The organism is Pseudomonas sp. Cab53 (assembly GCF_018325965.1).
GTDB classification, from domain to species: domain Bacteria; phylum Pseudomonadota; class Gammaproteobacteria; order Pseudomonadales; family Pseudomonadaceae; genus Aquipseudomonas; species Aquipseudomonas chlororaphis_E.
In genome coordinates, this window is sequence record NZ_AP021902.1 from 3,075,142 (window position 1) to 3,091,308 (window position 16,167).

The following is a 16,167-nucleotide window of genomic DNA, read 5'->3' on the forward strand; positions in this document are numbered from 1 at the left end:
AGCTGAGCCTACACCCAAATATGACGATTGGCATAACTTTATGAAAATTTCGACTCGGGACCGGATGATCGCCGGCGCGGCGGACTTGCTGCGGCGAAAAGGCATGACCGCCACCAGCATGCGGGAAATCGTGCGTCACTCGAACACGCCACGCGGTTCCATCGCCCACCATTTCCCCGGCGGCAAACGTCAACTGCTCGAAGCGGCCGTGGACCATGCGGGACGGGAAGTGAGCGAGCCGCTGGCCCTACTGCTGAGCAGCAAAGGCCCGGTCGAAGGCCTGGAGCGGTTTGTCGACAGGTGGCGCCAGGCCCTCGAAGACACAGCGTTCCAAGCCGGCTGCGCGGTGTTGGCCGTGGCGGTCGAACATTACGTGTCCGACCAGCGCGGCGAGTCCGAGAGTGAGCTGGAAAGGCAAGTCCAGCGGCAGTTGCTGGATCAAGCCCACGGGATATTCACTCAATGGCAGGCGATCATCGTCCGGGCCTTGACGGACGCAGGTGTAGCGCCCACGCGGGCCCACAGCCTGGCGCTGTTGACGATCGCCGCCATCGAAGGCTCGGTCGCGCTATGCCGGGCCGCCCGCAGCACGGCACCGCTGGACGTCATCTGGCAGGAACTCAAGCAAACCCTGGAGCAGGCGCTGGCGGTCTAACCGGCGATCTCGGCCGCTTCCAACTGATGCACGCCGCGCGCGATTACGCCGTCCAGGTAGCCCGCGTCGCCGTAGATGCGCGTCAACAGGATCGCACCCTCGAAATCAGCCACCAGTTGCCGGGCGAGCGCGGTGGCCTGCTCCTGGTCGTAGCGCCCGATGAAGAGCCTGGAAAACGCGGCGGTCCAGTCGTCCAGGAAGGCGCGGATCGGTTCCATCAGTTCGGTCTTGCCGTACGTGGCGTCGATGGCAACCACCCCCATCAGGCAGCCGATCGAATCCTGCTGGAACAACTTCCTGGCCTTGCGCCCCATCGCCGCGAACCGCTCCTGGGGCGAACGGCTTTCATCGTAGGCAATGGCGAACAAGGTTTGCTTGAGGCCGGCATGGGTCCACTCCAGCACATCGCGCAGCAACGACTCCTTGTTGGAGTAATGGTGATAGAACGAAGCCTTGGTCAACCCGCACGCCGACGACAGCGCGTCCATGGTCGTGCCATGGTAACCAAGGCGCTTGAACGTGTTTGCGCAGCGCTGGAGCAGCTCATCACGGGGAATTTTCAACGGTCGCACGGTCAGTCCTGCTCTCGATCAGTGGGATTGATTCTATGACATAAGCCTGGGCGTCTCAATTTGACGGTTACCGAATGTTTGTTTAGTTTCTGCAAACCAAACGTACGTTAAGTAACTGAACAGTGTCCAGGAGCCCTACATGAGCGAAACAAACAGCGGTGCGGGTCGCGTCACCCGCGAGCAACGTGGCCATCTTTTCCTGATCGGCCTTGATCGGGCGGGCAAACGCAACGCCTTCGACAGTGCCATGCTCACCGACCTGGCCCTGGCCTTCGGTGAGTTCGAGCGCGACGAGCAATCGCGTTGTGCGGTGCTGTTCGCCCACGGCGAACACTTCACCGCCGGCCTCGACCTGATGGAACTGGCGCCGAAGCTGGCCTCGGGTGGTTTCCAGTACCCGGACGAAGGCATTGACCCCTGGGGCGTGTCGAAACCGCGTCGGACCAAGCCCGTGGTCGTCGCCGTCCAAGGCACCTGCTGGACCGCCGGCATCGAACTGGTGCTCAACGCCGACATTGCCATCGCCGCCAGCAACACACGCTTCGCCCACCTGGAAGTGCTGCGGGGCATTCCACCCTCTGGCGGCTCGACCGTTCGCTTCACCCAGGCCGCCGGCTGGACCAACGCCATGCGCTACATGCTGACCGGTGAAGCCTTCGACGCCGACCAGGCATTGGCCATGCGCCTGCTGACCGAAGTGGTCGAGCCCGGCCAGGAGTTGACCCGAGCCCTCGAATACGCCGAGCGCATCGCCAAGGCTGCCCCCTTGGCCATCAAGGCCACCTTGCAATCGGCTTTCCAGGCTCGGGATGAAGGCGACGACGCCGCGCTCTCGAACCTCAATGCCCTGCTGTTCTCGCTGATCAAGAGCGAAGACGTGCGCGAAGGCGTGATGGCGATGATGCAAAAACGTGAGCCGGTGTTCAAAGGTCGCTGACCCTCCGACGCCGCCCGGACGTCCCGATCGCAACGGGTTCGGCAGCACTGGCCGAGCCACTGATCGGGGCGCCCGGATAACTTCAAACGGTCCCTGCGGGATGGAGCAAGCATGAACGGCTCGAACAACGACTGCGCAAGGCTGAAGCTGGTCAACGTAACAGGCAATGCAAGCGTGAACCTCGACCTCGAAGCGACCACTGTCGACGAGCTGCTGCATCAGCGCGCATCCCTCAACCCGCAGTCAACGGCGTTGTCTGCATGGGGGCAGGACATCAGCTATGCACGCCTGCAAGCGCTGAGCGCATCGGTCGCGACCTGGCTCATCAATCAGCGATTGCAGCCCGGTGCCCGGGTGGCTGTCGCGCTGCCGAACATGCTGGCCCATCCGATCGCCTGCCTCGGCGCGATTCGCGCAGGGCTCATACCCGTTTGCGTGAACCCTTTGTATACCGCGCAGGAACTGGCGCACGTGTTCAAGGATGCGGAGATCAAGGCGGTGTTTTTCTTCGGCCCCATGGCCGCGAGCGTGAGGCACGCCATGGCCGAGGCCGGTACGGGCATCGCGGTGCACATTGCCCCCGGCGACCAATTGGGCTGGCGGCGTCCGCTGGTCAATTGGGTGGCCCGGCGACGTCTTGCGGTTCAGTCCGACAAGGTCGACGGCGCAGTTCCCTGGCGAAAAGTGGTCGCGACGAGGCCGGCCAGCCTCGGCCAGCGGCGCCCCACTGCAGCCGACCAGGCGGCGTTCATGATCTACAGCGGCGGCACCACTGGCCACCCCAAGGGCGTGCCTATCACCCACGATGCCCTGCTCTTCAACGTTGCCCAACAGTACGCCGCCCTGCGAACGCACCTGGAGCACACCGCTGGAAGCGACTACACCCTGATGCTCGCGGTGCCGCTCTACCACATCCTCGGCCTGGGTAACCTGCTGTTCACATTGGCCAAGGGGGGCAAAGCGGTCCTGGTAATGAACCCGCGCGACACGAAGGCGCTTGTCAAGGAGTGGGCCCGGCACCGGATCAGCAGCTTCCCCGGCGTCAACACGCTGTACAACTCGCTGGGGGACAGCGCGGCCTTTCGGACGCTTGATTTCAGCACGTTGAAACTCTGCCTTGGGGCGGGCATGCCGGTGAGCGAAACCACGGCCAAACGTTGGCGACAGGTGACGGGTTGCCCGATCACCGAGGCCTACGGCATGACCGAGACCGGCCTGATCGCCTGCAACCCCGCCGGCACATCACATCCAGGCTCCGTGGGACTGCCGGTTGCCGGGATTGAAATTTCCCTGCGCGATGACGCCGACCAGGCGGTCGCTTTCGGCGAAGGAGAAATCTGCGTCCGCAGCCGAGCCGTCATGACCGGGTACTGGCGGCGCCCCGAGGAGAACGCTTCGGCCTTCACCCACGACGGTTTCTTCCGTACCGGAGACATTGGAGTGTTCGACCCCGATGGCTACCTACGCCTGATCGACCGCAAGAAAGAGATGATCATCTGCTCGGGATTCAAAGTGTTCCCCTCGGAAATCGAACGGGTGCTCAACGCTCACCCCGGCGTGATTGAGTCGGCGGTCGTGCCGGCCGCCGATGACAAGACCGGCGAAGTCCCGATCGCCTACGTCGTACGACGGCATTCGACCCTGGATGAAGCCCACGTACTTGCCCACTGCCAGGAGCACCTGGCCAGCTACAAACGCCCCCGTCGCATCGTCTTCCGGGATGAATTACCCAAGAGCAACGTCGGCAAGATTCTTCGCAAAGAGCTGATCGCCGCCGCACGAACGGAACACCCCTCATGAGCAAACCTGTAACGTCCAAGGCCTTCTCAGTCATCGATCAGGTGAACCTGACAACAAGCGATGGTTTTCGTCTCGCCGCCACCCGCTACTGCGCCCAGGGCACGCCGAAGGGTAACCTGATCATGGCGGGCGCGACGGGCGTGCAACAACGCTTCTATCGGCGCTTTGCCCAACACGCCAGCGCGCGTGGCTTCAACGTGTTGACCATCGATTACCGGGGCGTCGGTGAGTCTCGCCCAAAGACGCTCAAAGGCTTCGAGATGTCTTATCTGGACTGGGGGTACCAAGACCTGGCCGTAGCCGTCGAGTTCATGGACGACGGTCACACCCCGCTATTTTGGGTGGGCCACTCCTTTGGCGGGCACGCACTGGGCCTGCTACCCAACCACGATCGGATCACCGCGGCCTATTGCTTTGGGACCGGCGCCGGCTGGGCCGGATGGATGCCCCGGCTAGAGGCCCTCAAGGTTCGCCTGCTGTGGACATGGGTGCTGCCGTTGATTGTCGCCTGCAAGGGCTACATGGCGTGGAGCATCCTAGGCATGGGCGATGACTTACCGCTGGGCGTCTACAAGGATTGGAAACGCTGGTGCGCCCATCCCCATTATTTTTTCGACGACCCGGCCATGGCGCACGTCGCCGATCTGTACGCCGAGGTACGCCTGCCGGTGGTGTTCGCCAACGCGATCGACGATCCCTGGGCGCCACCCGTGTCACGGGATGCCTTCATCAAGGGGTATCGAAATGCGCCGGTGCTGACCCGCGACCTTGCGCCCGACTCACCCCAGCAGGCCATCGGGCACATGGGCTACTTCCGCGCGTCGGCCACTCGGGCCTGGGATGAGATGCTCGATTGGTTCAGCGCTTCACTTGAATCGGCGGCGCCACGGCATCGCAACGGCACGGGGGATTACCGATGAACGCTCCGGCGCCCCGAACAGGCCATGCCGAAGGTTTTCGTGAATTGGTGAACAGCCGGCGCGCGGTTCGTCGCTTCACGGCCGAGGTGGTGCCGGATGACGTCATTCGCCAGTGCCTGGAACTCGCGATGCTGGCGCCCAGTTCCTGCAACCTGCAGCCGTGGAGCTTCCAGGTCGTACGCGACCCTGCGGTCCTCCAGCGCCTGCACCGGGTGTGCCTCGGCCAGAGCGCAGCCAAGGCGCCCCTGATCATCACCGTATTGGCGCGCACCGGCACCTGGGACCAGGCGTGCCGTGATGTACTCAGGTTCTGGCCCGCCCCCTCGGTGCCTGAAGCCATCGAGCGGTTCTATACAAATACCGCCCCCTTCCAATACAACCAGGGGTGGATGGGGTGGCGTGGTTTTTTCAAGCGCCAATGGGTCAGGCTGGCGGGCCTGGGACGGGCGGTCATGCGCACGCCCAACAGCCAGGAGCAGATGCGTCTGTGGGCCGTGAAATCGACGGCACTGGCGGCCCAGAACCTGATGCTCGCCTTCCAGAGCCACGGCTACAGCACCTGCCCGATGGAGGGTTTCGACGAGAAACGCCTCAAGCGCGTATTGCCCATCCCTCGCGATGCCAACGCGATCATGCTGCTGGCCGTCGGGATGCCGGGAGAACGCGCGGTCTACAACCCGCGCTTGCGCTTCCCGCTCGAACAAAGCGTTTCCTGGCATTAAGAGCCTGCCGAGGTGTTCATCATGAGAGTCGACCTCCTGCTGCAATTGCACCTGTTCGCCGTGGCCTTCTGGCTAGGCGTCGTCGCGGTCGAGTACCTGATCGAACGAGGTCGGGCGCAAAGCCGAAGCCAGGGCTTCACCGTGGCCGCGCTGCATCGCCGGATAGATCTCCTCTTCGAGACACCGGCGTTCGGCGTGGTCCTGATCAGTGGCTTGCTGCTGATCGAGCCGTCCCGCCTCGACGGCCTCTACGCCTTGAAAGTCGTCGCCGGTACTGTCGCCGTGCTGGGTAACGTGCTTTGCGTCATACCGGTTTTGAGGCGCCATGCCGCGGCGCAAAGGGATGACCTCGCCGCCGTCATCCGGCAGTCCAGGTTGATCGACCTGATTTCCATGCTGGCCATCCCGGCGGGCGGCGTGGCACTGATTTGCGGGTTCTACCTGATGGTGCAACGCTGAAACCCTGCCGCCCTCACCCACAAAGGCCCCTTTTTTCAACGAATCTTTGCTTTATCATGGCCCCCATCCCAATTCCCGGACTGATGGAACGACCATGACTTTCGATTTCGACACGGTGTTCGAGCGCCACGGCACCGGCAGCACCAAATGGAGTCGCTACCCGGCCGACGTGCTGCCGATGTGGGTGGCGGACATGGACTTCCCTGCCCCGCCCGTGGTCATCGAGGCGCTGCACAAGCGCCTCGAACACCCGATGCTGGGCTACAGCGTGGCCCAGGACAACCTTCGCGCAGCGGTCGTGGCCGACCTGTGGAACAAGTACGCCTGGCGGGTCGAGCCGCAGCAGATCGTGTTTTTGCCGGGGGTCGAGCCGGGCTTCAACATGGCCCTGCACGCCCTGGTCGCGCCCGACCAGAATGTCGTGGTGCAGGTGCCCAACTACCCGCCGCTGCGCAACGCCCCGGGGCATTGGCAACTGAACAAGGTCGAACTGGGTTTCAATGCGCTCAATGGCGAGTTCCATACGCCCCTCGGCCCGCTGCGTGACGCCCTGCAAGGGGGCGGTGCGTTGTTGTTGAGTAACCCCCACAACCCGCTGGGCAAGGTGTTCGGGCGCGAAGAGTTGCAGGCAGTGGCTGATATCTGCCTGGCACAGGGTGCCTGGATCATCTCCGACGAGATCCATGCCGACCTGTGCTTCGACGGGCGCGTGCACATTCCGACCGCCTCCCTCAGCCCGGAAATTGCCGCACGCACCATCACCCTGATGTCCGCCAGCAAGGCCTATAACATCGCCGGGTTGAAGACCTCGTTCGCCATCATCCAGGACGCCAGGTTGCGCGAGCGGGTCAACGCTGCCCGCGCCGGCATGGTCGACAGCGTCAATGCCCTGGGGCTGGAAGCGACCTGCGCGGCCTACAGCGAAGCAGGCCCGTGGCTCGAAGCTTTGAAGACCTACTTGCAAGCCAACCGCGACTACCTGGTGGAAGCGGTCAAGACGCGCCTGCCCGGTATCACCATGACGGTCCCTCAGGGCACCTACCTGGCCTGGCTGGATTGCTCGGCGCTGGGGCTGGAGGATCCGCAGGGGTTCTTCCTCCAGAACGCCAAGGTCGGCCTGAGCGCCGGCCTGGATTTCGGCGATGACGCCGGCCAGTTCGTGCGCCTGAACTTCGGCTGCCCGCGGACGCTGCTGGAGGAAGGCATTGCGCGGATGGAACGCAGCCTCAAGGCCAGGGTGTGTACGAAATAGTTTGAAACGCAGGTTAGGCAAGGCAAAAACCGGCTTGGAAGCGCAGTTGACTGGTTGTCAATGAGCATTCCGAGCCGGTTTTTAACGCCGCATAGCCAAGTTTCAAGCTATTTCGTACATAGCCTAGGGGCTGAAGGCGGTGGCGAGGGGCTGCTCCCTCGCCATCCAAGGGGCTGAAAATTGCGCTCACACCCGTAGGTCCGGCGCATGCACGAAGCACAGCTTGTTGCCTTCCGGATCCCGACAATACGCCCCAAAGTATCCGGGCGAATAATGCGCGCGCAGGCCTGGCGCGCCTTCGTCGCAGCCGCCCATGGCGAGCGCCTGTTCCCACGCGGCGCGCACGGTTTGCGGTGAGTCGGCGGCGAAACTGACCTGCATGCCATTGCCCCAGGTGGCGGGCAGCCCGTTGAACGGCTCCTGCACGAACACCAGCGGCCATGGCCTGCCAGGTTGCTGCCAGCCCTCGCCGGGCGGGCCCGTGTCGTTTTCACTGGGCATGCGCACCAGGCCCAGGGTACCGAGCACCGCATCGTAAAAGGCGACCATTTTCGCCAAGTCGCGTGCGCCGATCATCACATGACTGAACATGCCTACCTCCTCTTCGATTTCATCCACCGTGCAGCTCATCGACCCGTCTGACAATCCAACCGAACTCTGCCCGAGGCCCAACGTCCACCCTCCATTGCAACCACATCCCGCATGGAGAACGATCATGGTCGACTACCCTACCCCACCTTTTCCGAAACAAAGCCAGCCTGTGCCCGGCTCCCAACGAAAAATGGACCCTTACCCCGACTGTGGCGAGCAGAGCTACCGCGGCTCCGGACGCCTGGCGAACAAGATAGCCCTGATTACCGGGGCCGACAGCGGCATCGGTCGCGCCGTGGCGATTGCGTTTGCCCGGGAAGGCGCCGACGTGGCGATTTCCTACCTGGATGAACACGAGGACGCCCAGGAAACGGCGCGCTGGGTCGAACAGGCAGGCCGCCAATGCCTGCTGCTGCCGGGCGACCTGGCAGACAAGGCTCAATGCCGCCGCGTGGTCGACGAGACCGTCGCGCGGTTCGGCCGCATCGACGTCCTGGTCAACAACGCGGCGTTCCAGATGACCCACGAAAACCTTGAGGACATCCCCGACGAGGAATGGATGCGCACCTTCGATATCAACATCACTTCGATGTTCAGGATCTGCCAGGCGGCCCTGCCCCACCTGAAGGCCGGGGCGTCGATCATCAACACCAGCTCAGTCAACTCCGACATGCCCAAGCCGACACTGCTGGCCTACGCCACCACCAAGGGCGCCATCGCCAACTTCACCGGTGGCCTGGCCCAGATGCTGGGGCCCAAGGGCATACGGGTGAACAGCGTGGCGCCGGGGCCGATCTGGACCCCGCTGATCGTGGCGACCATGCCCGAGGAAGAGGTGCAGAACTTCGGCTCCCAGACCCCGCTGGGCCGGCCGGGGCAACCGGTGGAAGTGGCGCCGATCTATGTACTGCTGGCCTCGGATGAGTCCAGCTACATTTCCGGTTCGCGCTATGGCATTACGGGCGGCAAGCCGATTCTCTGATCGGTAACCCGTGGCGAGGGGGACTCCCTCGCCACACAGCTCGCTCGTCAGGCTAGGGGTCGCGCTCAGGCTGACTCCCTGGCAATCACCGAGATCTTCCCGTTGCGCTCGATAATCGCAAACTTGATCTGCTCCAGGGTCTCGATGCCCTGGCTCGCGCGCGCCGCCTCCATGATGTCTTCCTCCACCAACCGTGCATGGCGCAGGCGACCATGCAGTATCCGACCGTCCTCGACAATTATGGTCGGCCCGCCGTCGATCAATTGCGATACCCACCTGGAGCGCAGCTTGAGCAGCGACAAGCCGACATCGATGGCAATCAACGTGACGATCACCATCAGCGAGTTGGTCAGCGAGAAATCGTCGCCCAACAGCGCTTGCTGCGTCGCCTCGCCAATGATCATCAGCAGCACGAAATCGAAGGTGGTGATTTCCGCCAGCGAGCGGCGGCCGGCAATCTTGAACAGGACCAGCAATGCCACATAGATCGCGGCGGCGCGCAACACGGAATCCATAGGTCACCTAAGGGAAAACGAACTGTTCGAAACTGACTGAGCGGCCACCGGGGATGGCGATGCGGCTGTGGTAGGTTCCCAGGCCATCGCTGAGGACGGACAGATAAAGGGTAGCCTGGCCCTGGGCGTCGGCCTGCACCCAGAACTTCATACCTTTACCCGCGGCCGCCGAACGCAAGGGTTGGGGCTGCAAGGCCTCGACGTCAAAGCCTTCTAGCCAATCGCCACCCAACTCCACTTCGAGCACTGCGTTGGGCGCGCCCTTGAGGTGAGCAGTCAGCGGGTTGGTGGAACGGTTACGGTGGAACCTTTCATACTCGACGGTGAGCCCGCCATCGTCGCTTCGCACCTCGCGAGAGCTCAACGGCCCACGGGAAAACAGGCCGAGCAACGTCAGGATCACCAGCAGCACCAGTCCATACCAACCGACCCGCTCGAACCGCCAGACTTTGAGTTGATAGGCCATGTCTTCGCGCACCGGAAACGTGCGGCTGTGAAAATCCTCTGGCTCGCTGTGCCGGGGCATGGCGTCCACCTATCTCGATTCACCCGCCAGGGCGCGTTGATGGAAATGCCGCAGTTGCAGCAGCGCATGCTCGGCGGCGCACAACTGCACCTGGTTGCGACTGCCGAAGAAGCGTTCCCGGCGGCTGAACAATGCTCGCCTGCCGTGCACTTCGAAGGCCCAGGCGAAACAGACGGTGCCGGCCGGAATGCCGTCCATGTCGTCCGGCCCAAGGATGCCGGTGGTGGCCACGGCCACGTTGGCGTCGGCATCGTGCAGCGCGCCGAGGGCCATTTCCTCGGCCACTTCACAACTGGTGAGATTGAAGGTGTCGATGGTCCGCGGGCTGACGCCCAGCAGTCGCTGCTTCGCCTCGGGGGAATACACCACATAGCCGCTCTCGATCAGCGACCCACTGCCCGGTATTTCGGCCAGTATCGTGACGATCAGGCCGGCGGTGCAGGACTCGGCCGTGGTCAGGCGCAAGTCGTGCTCACGCAAGTAATCAACCATCCTCCGGGCAACTGTCATGGCACACGATCCTCCAAGGGTGCTGATGGGTTGACCCCATGGCCACCAATTCATTCCGTCTGATCGGAGGTCGCCTGCGCGGGCCAAATAAATGAAACCTCGGGCGCGCGGTGCACCTCAAAATTTCAGGGCCTCACGCTGAGGCTGTCACGATCAGGAGGTCGTCATGTCTGCACTTTTCGTCAAACTGTTCACCCACCCTGAGTTTGCCTGGAAGGACATTCGCCAAGAAGAGCAAGCTCACCCGCGTCATTACCTGGCGCACTTGCTGTTGCTGGCCTTGATTCCGGCCGCCTGCCTGTTCATCGGTATCACCTGGACCGGCTGGGGCCTGGCGGAAAACGAAACCGTACGGCTGACCCAGGCTAGCGCCCTGCAACTGTGCGTATTGCTGTACCTGACCATCGTCGCCGGCGTGGCGCTGATGGGGGTGTTCATTCGCTGGATGTCCCGTACCTTTGACGCGCGCCCGTCCCTCAACCAGTGCATCGGTTTTGCCGCCTACACCGCCACGCCGTATTTCCTGGCCGGCATTTCCGGGCTCTATCCGAGCCGTTGGCTGGCGGTGGCCGTGTTGCTGGCCGCGTCGGCCTACTCGACGTTCCTGCTCTTCGTCGGCCTGCCGCGGTTCATGAACCTCAGGAAGGAACAAGGGCTGCTCTACTCGGCCTGTGTGTGGGGCGTCGGCTTGCTGGTGCTGGTGACCATCCTGGTGGAAATGATCCTGCTCTGGTTCAACGTGTTGCAGCCGGAGTACCTGCGGGTGCCGGTGGGTTGATCACAGAGGGGCTGCTTATGTGGCGAGTGTGGCGAGTGTGGCGAGGGAGCTTGCTCCCGCTGGGCTGCGCAGCGGCCCCATGAGGGCATAAAACTATCAGAGGGGCCGCTGTGGTCCCCCAGCGGGAGCAAGCTCCCTCGCCACATAAGCCCTCCCCGCAGGAAGCCTGGCCTCTACTTGGCCGTTTTCTTCATGCCTATCCGTCGGCGCATGTCCGCCGTGATGCTCTGGCGGGTTTTCTTCAGGTCGGCCCAGGGCTCATGCCCGACCTCCGCCAGCCGCTCATGGACATTGTGCACGTTCCACAGGTTCGCCCCTTTGAGTTGCGCCACCTCGTCGCGGTAGATCGGCACCGACACCGGCAGCCCTTCGCGGGTACGCACGGCGTAGGCGCAGATCGTCGTGGCGCCGAGGCCGTTGCGCAGGTAATCGATGAAGATCCGCCCGACCCGGTTCTTCGGACCCGAGACGGCCGAGAACCTGTCTGGCAGCAGCTTGGCGATGTGGCTGACAATGGCGTGGCTGAAATCCTTGACCTCGTCCCATCCGGCTTTTCGAGTCAGCGGGACGACAATGTGAATGCCCTTGCCACCACTGGTCTTGAGAAACGCCTTGAGACCCAGCTCATCGAGCACCGACAGGGTCAGTTGCGTCGCTTCCACCATGCGCTTCCATGGCAGCGCCGGGTCCGGGTCGAGGTCGAGGACAAAGCGGTCGGGCTTGTCCAGGTCCACCGTCGTCGCGTTCCAGGTGTGCAGTTCCACGGTGCTCATCTGCACCGCGCCAATCAGCGCTTGCGCATTGTTGATGATCATCACCGGCTGCCCGGTGACGTCCTTGTCCAGGGTGGTGATGCCGGGAATCGCCAGGCGCTCGGCGTTTTTCTGGAAGAACAGCTCGCCGGCAATGCCGTCCGGTGCACGCACCAGTGCGACCGGGCGCTCGGCCAGTTCCGGCAGGATGAACTCGGCGACACTGGCGTAATACTCGGCCAACTGCCGCTTGGTGGTGCCGGTGGTCGCATCGATGACGCGATCGGGGTGGGTGATCCGTACCTTGCCGTCCAAGGCCGACGTGTCGCCGGCCTTGTCCTTGGCTTTTGCCTTGGATTTGGTGGCGGGCTTCGCGTCGCTCTGGGATGGGCGCTTGGCGGTGGTTTTTTGGGCGGCGGTCTTGTCCACAGGTTTGGCTAGCTCCTGGGTGATGGCCTTGGCCGGTTTATCGTCGCGCAAGCCATGGAACACGGCGTGGCGCACCGAGCCTTCCTTCGTCATCTCGGCGAAGGCGACTTCGGCCAGCAAGGTCGGCTCCAACCAATGCACGCCCTTGGCTTCGTAACCGGTCGGCGGGTTGATGACAGCAGGCTTCTTACGCTCCAGGGGCAGCAGTTGCTGGTGGATGCTCTTGAGGGTCGCTTCGTTGAACCCGGTGCCAACCTTGCCGGCGTAGCGCAACTGGCCGCTGTCGGCGTCGTGCAGCCCCAACAGCAAAGCGCCGAAGGCACTGCGGGCGCCCTTCGGCTCGCTGAATCCGATCACCACGAACTCCTGGCGATTCTTGCATTTGAGCTTGATCCAGTCACTGCTGCGGCGGGAGGTATAGACGCTGCCGATGCGCTTGCCGATCAGCCCTTCCATCTGCATCTGGCAGGCGCTGTTGAGCAGCGCTTCAGGGGTTTGCTCAAACGCATCGGAAAAACGCAGCAAGGGGCTGTCATTGGCCTGTAGCACGGCTTGCAGCGCCGTGCGGCGGTCTTGCACCGGGACGTTGCGCAAATCCATGCCGTTGAGATAAGGCAGGTCGAACAGGTAGTAGGCGATCTGGCCGCTGCTGCCCGCGTCGAAGGCATTCTGCAGGGCCTGGAAATCCGGCACACCGTGCTCATTGGCGACCACCATCTCGCCGTCGAGCCAGGCCGACTCCAGCCCCAGCGCCGCCAGGGCCTCGGCCTGTGTGGGCAATTTGTGGGTCCAGTCATGGCCGTTGCGAGTGATCAGGCGCACTCCACCGTGGTCGATCCGCGCCATGATCCGATAACCGTCGAACTTGATTTCATAGAGCCACTCGCCGTCGGGGGCGCTTTCGACCAGCGTCGCCAGTTCCGGCTTGAGGGTTTCGGGGAGGGGGCCGGCCACTGCACCGTCAAGGGTGGTCTTGCCGCGCTTTTTCAGCGGTTTTGCCTGGGCTTTCTCCGGTTGCTTGATCGTTTTCGCCGCGGCGGCCTTGCCCCGCCGCCTGGGCACCAGGGTGCGCTCGCTGAGCACGCTGTCCGGTTCGGCCTGGACCACGTCGTATTCAGTTTCGGGGCGCGCGGCGTCGTCCTGGTGCTTGATCAGGAACCACTGCTCCTGCTTGCCGGGCATGTGGGTGCGCACCAGGTTCCACAGGCCGGCGAGCTTTTCGCCTTGCAGTTCGAACTTGAGCCGGCCCTTCTCATACGCTTCATGGGGATCGCCCTGGGGAATCCATACGCCCCGGTCCCAGACGATGACATCCCCCGCGCCGTAATGTCCTTCGGGAATGTTGCCTTCGAAAGTCGCGTAGTCCAGCGGGTGGTCTTCGACGTGAACCGCCAGGCGCTTGGACTTGGGGTCCAGCGACGGCCCCTTGGGCACGGCCCAGCTCTTGAGCGCGCCATCCAGTTCCAGGCGGAAGTCGTAATGCAGTCGCGAGGCGTCGTGCTTCTGAATGCAGAACTGCAAGGCGTGGGTGGTTTTCGCTGACTTGCGCGGACGCCGCTTCGCCGCCGGTTCCGAGGTGGCGCCGAAATCTCGCATGCGGTTGTAGTCGTCAAGGGTCTTGGCGCTCATGGTCCACCTGCGACGTGTTGCAGCGTCGGGTCGGCCACCGGCAGCCCGGCGCTCTCCGACACCAATTGATCGACCACCCGGCTCAAGGCCTGCTCCACGGAGTCGCCCAGCAACAGGCCTTGTTCGTAGAGCACGATCTGACGGTCGGCGCTGGTGCCTTCCTGGACGATGCGCCGTGCCTGCTTGAATACCTCCTGGCAGCCCAGCTCGGCGGCGGTTTCACCGAAGGTCTGCTCGGCCACGGTCAGCCATTCGCCAATGAGCATGGGCTGCTCCTGCCCTTCGGCAATGAACTCGGCGAGGATGCCGTGACGCTTGGCCCTCCAGCGGTTTTCCTTGAGGGTCCAGTGTGAGGTCAGGCTGTACCCGGCGCCCGGCTGGGGCTGGTCGATGGCGTGGGCCGCCATCACCCGGAACAACGAGACCAGGCACAACACGTCCTCGACCCGCGGGCAGGCATCGCAGATGCGCAACTCCAGCGTGGGGTAGCGCGATGACGGTCGCAGGATCCACCAGCAATCGCTGGGCTGATGAATCGAACCGGTGCGCATGAGCAGGTTGACGTACCCGGCAAACGCCAATTCGTCCTGGAAATATTCCGGCACGCCCATGCGTGGCCATTCATCGCAGGCCACCTGGCGGTAACTGCTGAAGCCTGTGTAGGCGCCGTTCCAGAACGGTGAGGAAGCGCTCAACGCGAGAAACATCGGCAACCACGGCAGGATCTCGTTCATCACCCGCACCCGGTCACGGTCCACCGGCACCTCGACATGCACATGCAGGCCCGACAGCACGCTGCGCCGTGCCACCCGTTGGTAATCATCGAACAGTTGCTGGAAATGCAGTTCATCCGTGGGCTGCAAGCCCTGAGTGACCATCGGATGGGAGCCGGCGCTGAGCAGGCCCAGGCCGAACGGCGCCAGGCGCTGGGTCAGGCCGCTGCGCACCTGGGTCAGGTAGTCGGCGGCCGCGTCCAGGCTGAGGAAGATGGGCGACGCCATCTCGACCTGACTGAGGAACATCTCATGGGCGAAATGCTCGCCCAGCTCGGCCCGGCATGCCGCCACTGCCTCGGCAGGCGGCTGGGTGGGCATGCACCGGGTTTGCAGGTCGGTGACGAAGTATTCCTCTTCAATGCCGAACTTCAGACGCCTGTTCATCGATAATCCCTCCGATACCCGCGCCAATGCGGGTCACGACCAACGCCACCACGGCGATCCTTTCCACCTCCCGGTAACCCGGCGTCAGCAGTTCCTCGCCGAAGACGTCCGGGTCCAGTTCCTTGTAGGTCCAGCCAAATTCCGCCGAGTCGCGCCAAGGCTCCAGCGCTTCCAGGAACGGGTCACGGCCATCGACCATCGCCACGCCGGTGTAGAGCACCAGCGAGCCGCCGGGGGTCAGCCGGGGCAAGGCCTGCTCGACGATGCGCAGCGACAGCCCGGCGCCCAGCACACCGCCGCCATGACGATAGGCACGTTCCGACGGGTCAGCCATGTACGGTGGATTGGCGACGATCAGGTCAAAATCGCCCTCCACATCCTGGAGGACGTCGCTGCGGGCAATCTCGACATTGGCCACCTCGCCCAGGGCGGCATTCACCGCTGTCAGGCGCAAGGCCAGGGGGTTGATGTCCAGCGCCAGCACCTGGGCCTCGCGCCGGGCCCGGGCGATCACGATGGCGCCGACACCGGCGCCACAGCCGATGTCCACGGCACGATGCACCGCCGTGAAACTCTGTTGCAGGTGGGCATGGATCAGTTGGGCGAACCGGTAGCTGTCCGGGCCGAAGAACACCGCGTCACTGGCCTGGGTGGGAAATTGCGAATGGACGAACAACAAGCCGTCCAGGCTCGACCAGCGCACTCGGCTGCGCAGCAAACCATCGCGCTCCTCCAGCACCTCGGCTTCTTGCAATTGGCGCTGCTCATCGGCCGAAATCAGCCCGGGAGCAAACGGCCGCGACCAGCCGAACACATCCCGCAGGGTCTTGGAGTACTCGTTGCCGGGCCGTTGGTTGACCCGTTCATGGGTCAACGGCGTCGGGGTGATGAAGCGGTAACCGTCGGCTTGCAGGCGCCGCCCCAGTTGCAACAGCGCCAGGTCGGAGGTGGACAGGCGATCTTCCTGATTCATGCAGG

Annotated in this window: 17 protein-coding genes; 9 read left to right on the top strand and 8 right to left on the bottom strand. The window is 63.5% G+C overall.

What is annotated here, in order from left to right:
• Positions 1-40: 40 nt before the first annotated feature.
• Positions 41-655 (top strand): TetR/AcrR family transcriptional regulator, encoded by a 615-nt coding sequence (locus KI241_RS13450; RefSeq protein WP_244868278.1) that lies wholly within the window; start codon positions 41-43, stop codon positions 653-655.
• Here KI241_RS13450 and KI241_RS13455 read toward each other — a convergent pair.
• Positions 652-1,227: a TetR/AcrR family transcriptional regulator gene (locus KI241_RS13455; RefSeq protein ID WP_212803831.1), complete on the bottom strand. Its 576-nt coding sequence runs from the start codon at positions 1,225-1,227 to the stop codon at positions 652-654. The genes KI241_RS13450 and KI241_RS13455 overlap by 4 nt on opposite strands.
• Before the next feature lie 139 nt (positions 1,228-1,366).
• On the opposite strand from KI241_RS13455, the gene KI241_RS13460 reads away from it, so the two are divergent.
• The 6 genes from KI241_RS13460 (at position 1,367) to KI241_RS13485 (ending at position 7,317) form a co-directional block, all read left to right on the top strand.
• The gene (locus KI241_RS13460) at positions 1,367-2,164 is read left to right on the top strand and encodes a crotonase/enoyl-CoA hydratase family protein (protein WP_123579067.1); all 798 of its coding nucleotides are present in this window, start codon (positions 1,367-1,369) and stop codon (positions 2,162-2,164) included.
• 111 nt (positions 2,165-2,275) lie between these two features.
• On the top strand, positions 2,276-3,964 hold the full coding sequence (locus tag KI241_RS13465) for an AMP-binding protein (protein WP_212803832.1): 1,689 nt from the start codon (positions 2,276-2,278) through the stop codon (positions 3,962-3,964).
• Positions 3,961-4,884 (top strand): alpha/beta fold hydrolase, encoded by a 924-nt coding sequence (locus KI241_RS13470; RefSeq protein ID WP_080964346.1) that lies wholly within the window; start codon positions 3,961-3,963, stop codon positions 4,882-4,884. The genes KI241_RS13465 and KI241_RS13470 overlap by 4 nt, the downstream gene beginning before the upstream one ends.
• Positions 4,881-5,606, top strand: coding sequence for a nitroreductase family protein (locus tag KI241_RS13475; protein ID WP_042732051.1), 726 nt, complete (start codon positions 4,881-4,883; stop codon positions 5,604-5,606). The genes KI241_RS13470 and KI241_RS13475 overlap by 4 nt, the downstream gene beginning before the upstream one ends.
• A 21-nt stretch (positions 5,607-5,627) precedes the next feature.
• Positions 5,628-6,065 carry a hypothetical protein gene (locus KI241_RS13480; protein WP_212803833.1) on the top strand — a complete coding sequence of 146 codons (438 nt, stop codon included), beginning with the start codon at positions 5,628-5,630 and terminating at the stop codon, positions 6,063-6,065.
• Positions 6,066-6,159: 94 nt separating this feature from the next.
• On the top strand, positions 6,160-7,317 hold the full coding sequence (locus KI241_RS13485) for a PatB family C-S lyase (RefSeq protein WP_042732053.1): 1,158 nt from the start codon (positions 6,160-6,162) through the stop codon (positions 7,315-7,317).
• A 186-nt stretch (positions 7,318-7,503) separates the two neighbouring features.
• Here the strand turns inward: KI241_RS13485 and KI241_RS13490 are convergent, their stop codons facing one another.
• The gene (locus KI241_RS13490; protein WP_047739559.1) at positions 7,504-7,908 is read right to left on the bottom strand and encodes a VOC family protein; all 405 of its coding nucleotides are present in this window, start codon (positions 7,906-7,908) and stop codon (positions 7,504-7,506) included.
• Between the two features lie 124 nt (positions 7,909-8,032).
• Here KI241_RS13490 and KI241_RS13495 point away from each other — a divergent pair, with 124 nt between their 5' ends.
• Entirely contained in the window at positions 8,033-8,890 is an 858-nt protein-coding gene (locus KI241_RS13495; protein WP_212803834.1) for an SDR family oxidoreductase, read from the top strand.
• A 65-nt stretch (positions 8,891-8,955) separates the two neighbouring features.
• Here the strand turns inward: KI241_RS13495 and KI241_RS13500 are convergent, their stop codons facing one another.
• Genes KI241_RS13500 through KI241_RS13510 form a run of 3 tightly spaced genes read right to left on the bottom strand, consistent with a single transcriptional unit; the run spans position 8,956 to position 10,441 of the window.
• Positions 8,956-9,405, bottom strand: a complete 450-nt coding sequence (locus KI241_RS13500; RefSeq protein WP_042732055.1) for a YetF domain-containing protein — start codon at positions 9,403-9,405, stop codon at positions 8,956-8,958.
• Between the two features lie 7 nt (positions 9,406-9,412).
• Positions 9,413-9,931 carry a hypothetical protein gene (locus KI241_RS13505; RefSeq protein WP_212803835.1) on the bottom strand — a complete coding sequence of 173 codons (519 nt, stop codon included), beginning with the start codon at positions 9,929-9,931 and terminating at the stop codon, positions 9,413-9,415.
• Between the two features lie 9 nt (positions 9,932-9,940).
• The gene (locus KI241_RS13510) at positions 9,941-10,441 is read right to left on the bottom strand and encodes a CinA family protein (protein WP_212803836.1); all 501 of its coding nucleotides are present in this window, start codon (positions 10,439-10,441) and stop codon (positions 9,941-9,943) included.
• A 166-nt stretch (positions 10,442-10,607) separates the two neighbouring features.
• On the opposite strand from KI241_RS13510, the gene KI241_RS13515 reads away from it, so the two are divergent.
• The gene (locus KI241_RS13515) at positions 10,608-11,219 is read left to right on the top strand and encodes a Yip1 family protein (RefSeq protein ID WP_212803837.1); all 612 of its coding nucleotides are present in this window, start codon (positions 10,608-10,610) and stop codon (positions 11,217-11,219) included.
• A 173-nt stretch (positions 11,220-11,392) separates the two neighbouring features.
• Here the strand turns inward: KI241_RS13515 and ligD are convergent, their stop codons facing one another.
• From ligD to KI241_RS13530, 3 genes are read right to left on the bottom strand one after another with little or no spacing between them, the layout of a single operon-like run.
• Entirely contained in the window at positions 11,393-14,029 is a 2,637-nt protein-coding gene (gene ligD, locus KI241_RS13520; RefSeq protein ID WP_212803838.1) for a DNA ligase D, read from the bottom strand.
• A complete protein-coding gene (locus tag KI241_RS13525) occupies positions 14,026-15,189 on the bottom strand; it encodes a carboxylate-amine ligase (protein WP_212803839.1) in 1,164 nt (387 codons plus the stop codon). Before KI241_RS13525 ends, ligD begins: the two co-directional genes overlap by 4 nt.
• On the bottom strand, positions 15,161-16,162 hold the full coding sequence (locus tag KI241_RS13530) for a class I SAM-dependent methyltransferase (protein ID WP_212803840.1): 1,002 nt from the start codon (positions 16,160-16,162) through the stop codon (positions 15,161-15,163). Before KI241_RS13530 ends, KI241_RS13525 begins: the two co-directional genes overlap by 29 nt.
• Positions 16,163-16,167 lie beyond the last annotated feature (5 nt).

Excerpts from the sequence above, each read along its gene's own strand:
- KI241_RS13450 (WP_244868278.1), top strand. The coding sequence starts at position 41 with ATGAAAATTTCGACTCGGGACCGGATGATCGCCGGCGCGGCGGACTTG.
- KI241_RS13460 (WP_123579067.1), top strand. The coding sequence starts at position 1,367 with ATGAGCGAAACAAACAGCGGTGCGGGTCGCGTCACCCGCGAGCAACGT.
- KI241_RS13465 (WP_212803832.1), top strand. The coding sequence starts at position 2,276 with ATGAACGGCTCGAACAACGACTGCGCAAGGCTGAAGCTGGTCAACGTA.
- KI241_RS13470 (WP_080964346.1), top strand. The coding sequence starts at position 3,961 with ATGAGCAAACCTGTAACGTCCAAGGCCTTCTCAGTCATCGATCAGGTG.
- KI241_RS13475 (WP_042732051.1), top strand. The coding sequence starts at position 4,881 with ATGAACGCTCCGGCGCCCCGAACAGGCCATGCCGAAGGTTTTCGTGAA.
- KI241_RS13480 (WP_212803833.1), top strand. The coding sequence starts at position 5,628 with ATGAGAGTCGACCTCCTGCTGCAATTGCACCTGTTCGCCGTGGCCTTC.
- KI241_RS13485 (WP_042732053.1), top strand. The coding sequence starts at position 6,160 with ATGACTTTCGATTTCGACACGGTGTTCGAGCGCCACGGCACCGGCAGC.
- KI241_RS13490 (WP_047739559.1), bottom strand. The coding sequence starts at position 7,908 with ATGTTCAGTCATGTGATGATCGGCGCACGCGACTTGGCGAAAATGGTC.
- KI241_RS13495 (WP_212803834.1), top strand. The coding sequence starts at position 8,033 with ATGGTCGACTACCCTACCCCACCTTTTCCGAAACAAAGCCAGCCTGTG.
- KI241_RS13500 (WP_042732055.1), bottom strand. The coding sequence starts at position 9,405 with ATGGATTCCGTGTTGCGCGCCGCCGCGATCTATGTGGCATTGCTGGTC.
- KI241_RS13505 (WP_212803835.1), bottom strand. The coding sequence starts at position 9,931 with ATGCCCCGGCACAGCGAGCCAGAGGATTTTCACAGCCGCACGTTTCCG.
- KI241_RS13510 (WP_212803836.1), bottom strand. The coding sequence starts at position 10,441 with ATGACAGTTGCCCGGAGGATGGTTGATTACTTGCGTGAGCACGACTTG.
- KI241_RS13515 (WP_212803837.1), top strand. The coding sequence starts at position 10,608 with ATGTCTGCACTTTTCGTCAAACTGTTCACCCACCCTGAGTTTGCCTGG.
- ligD (WP_212803838.1), bottom strand. The coding sequence starts at position 14,029 with ATGAGCGCCAAGACCCTTGACGACTACAACCGCATGCGAGATTTCGGC.
- KI241_RS13525 (WP_212803839.1), bottom strand. The coding sequence starts at position 15,189 with ATGAACAGGCGTCTGAAGTTCGGCATTGAAGAGGAATACTTCGTCACC.
- KI241_RS13530 (WP_212803840.1), bottom strand. The coding sequence starts at position 16,162 with ATGAATCAGGAAGATCGCCTGTCCACCTCCGACCTGGCGCTGTTGCAA.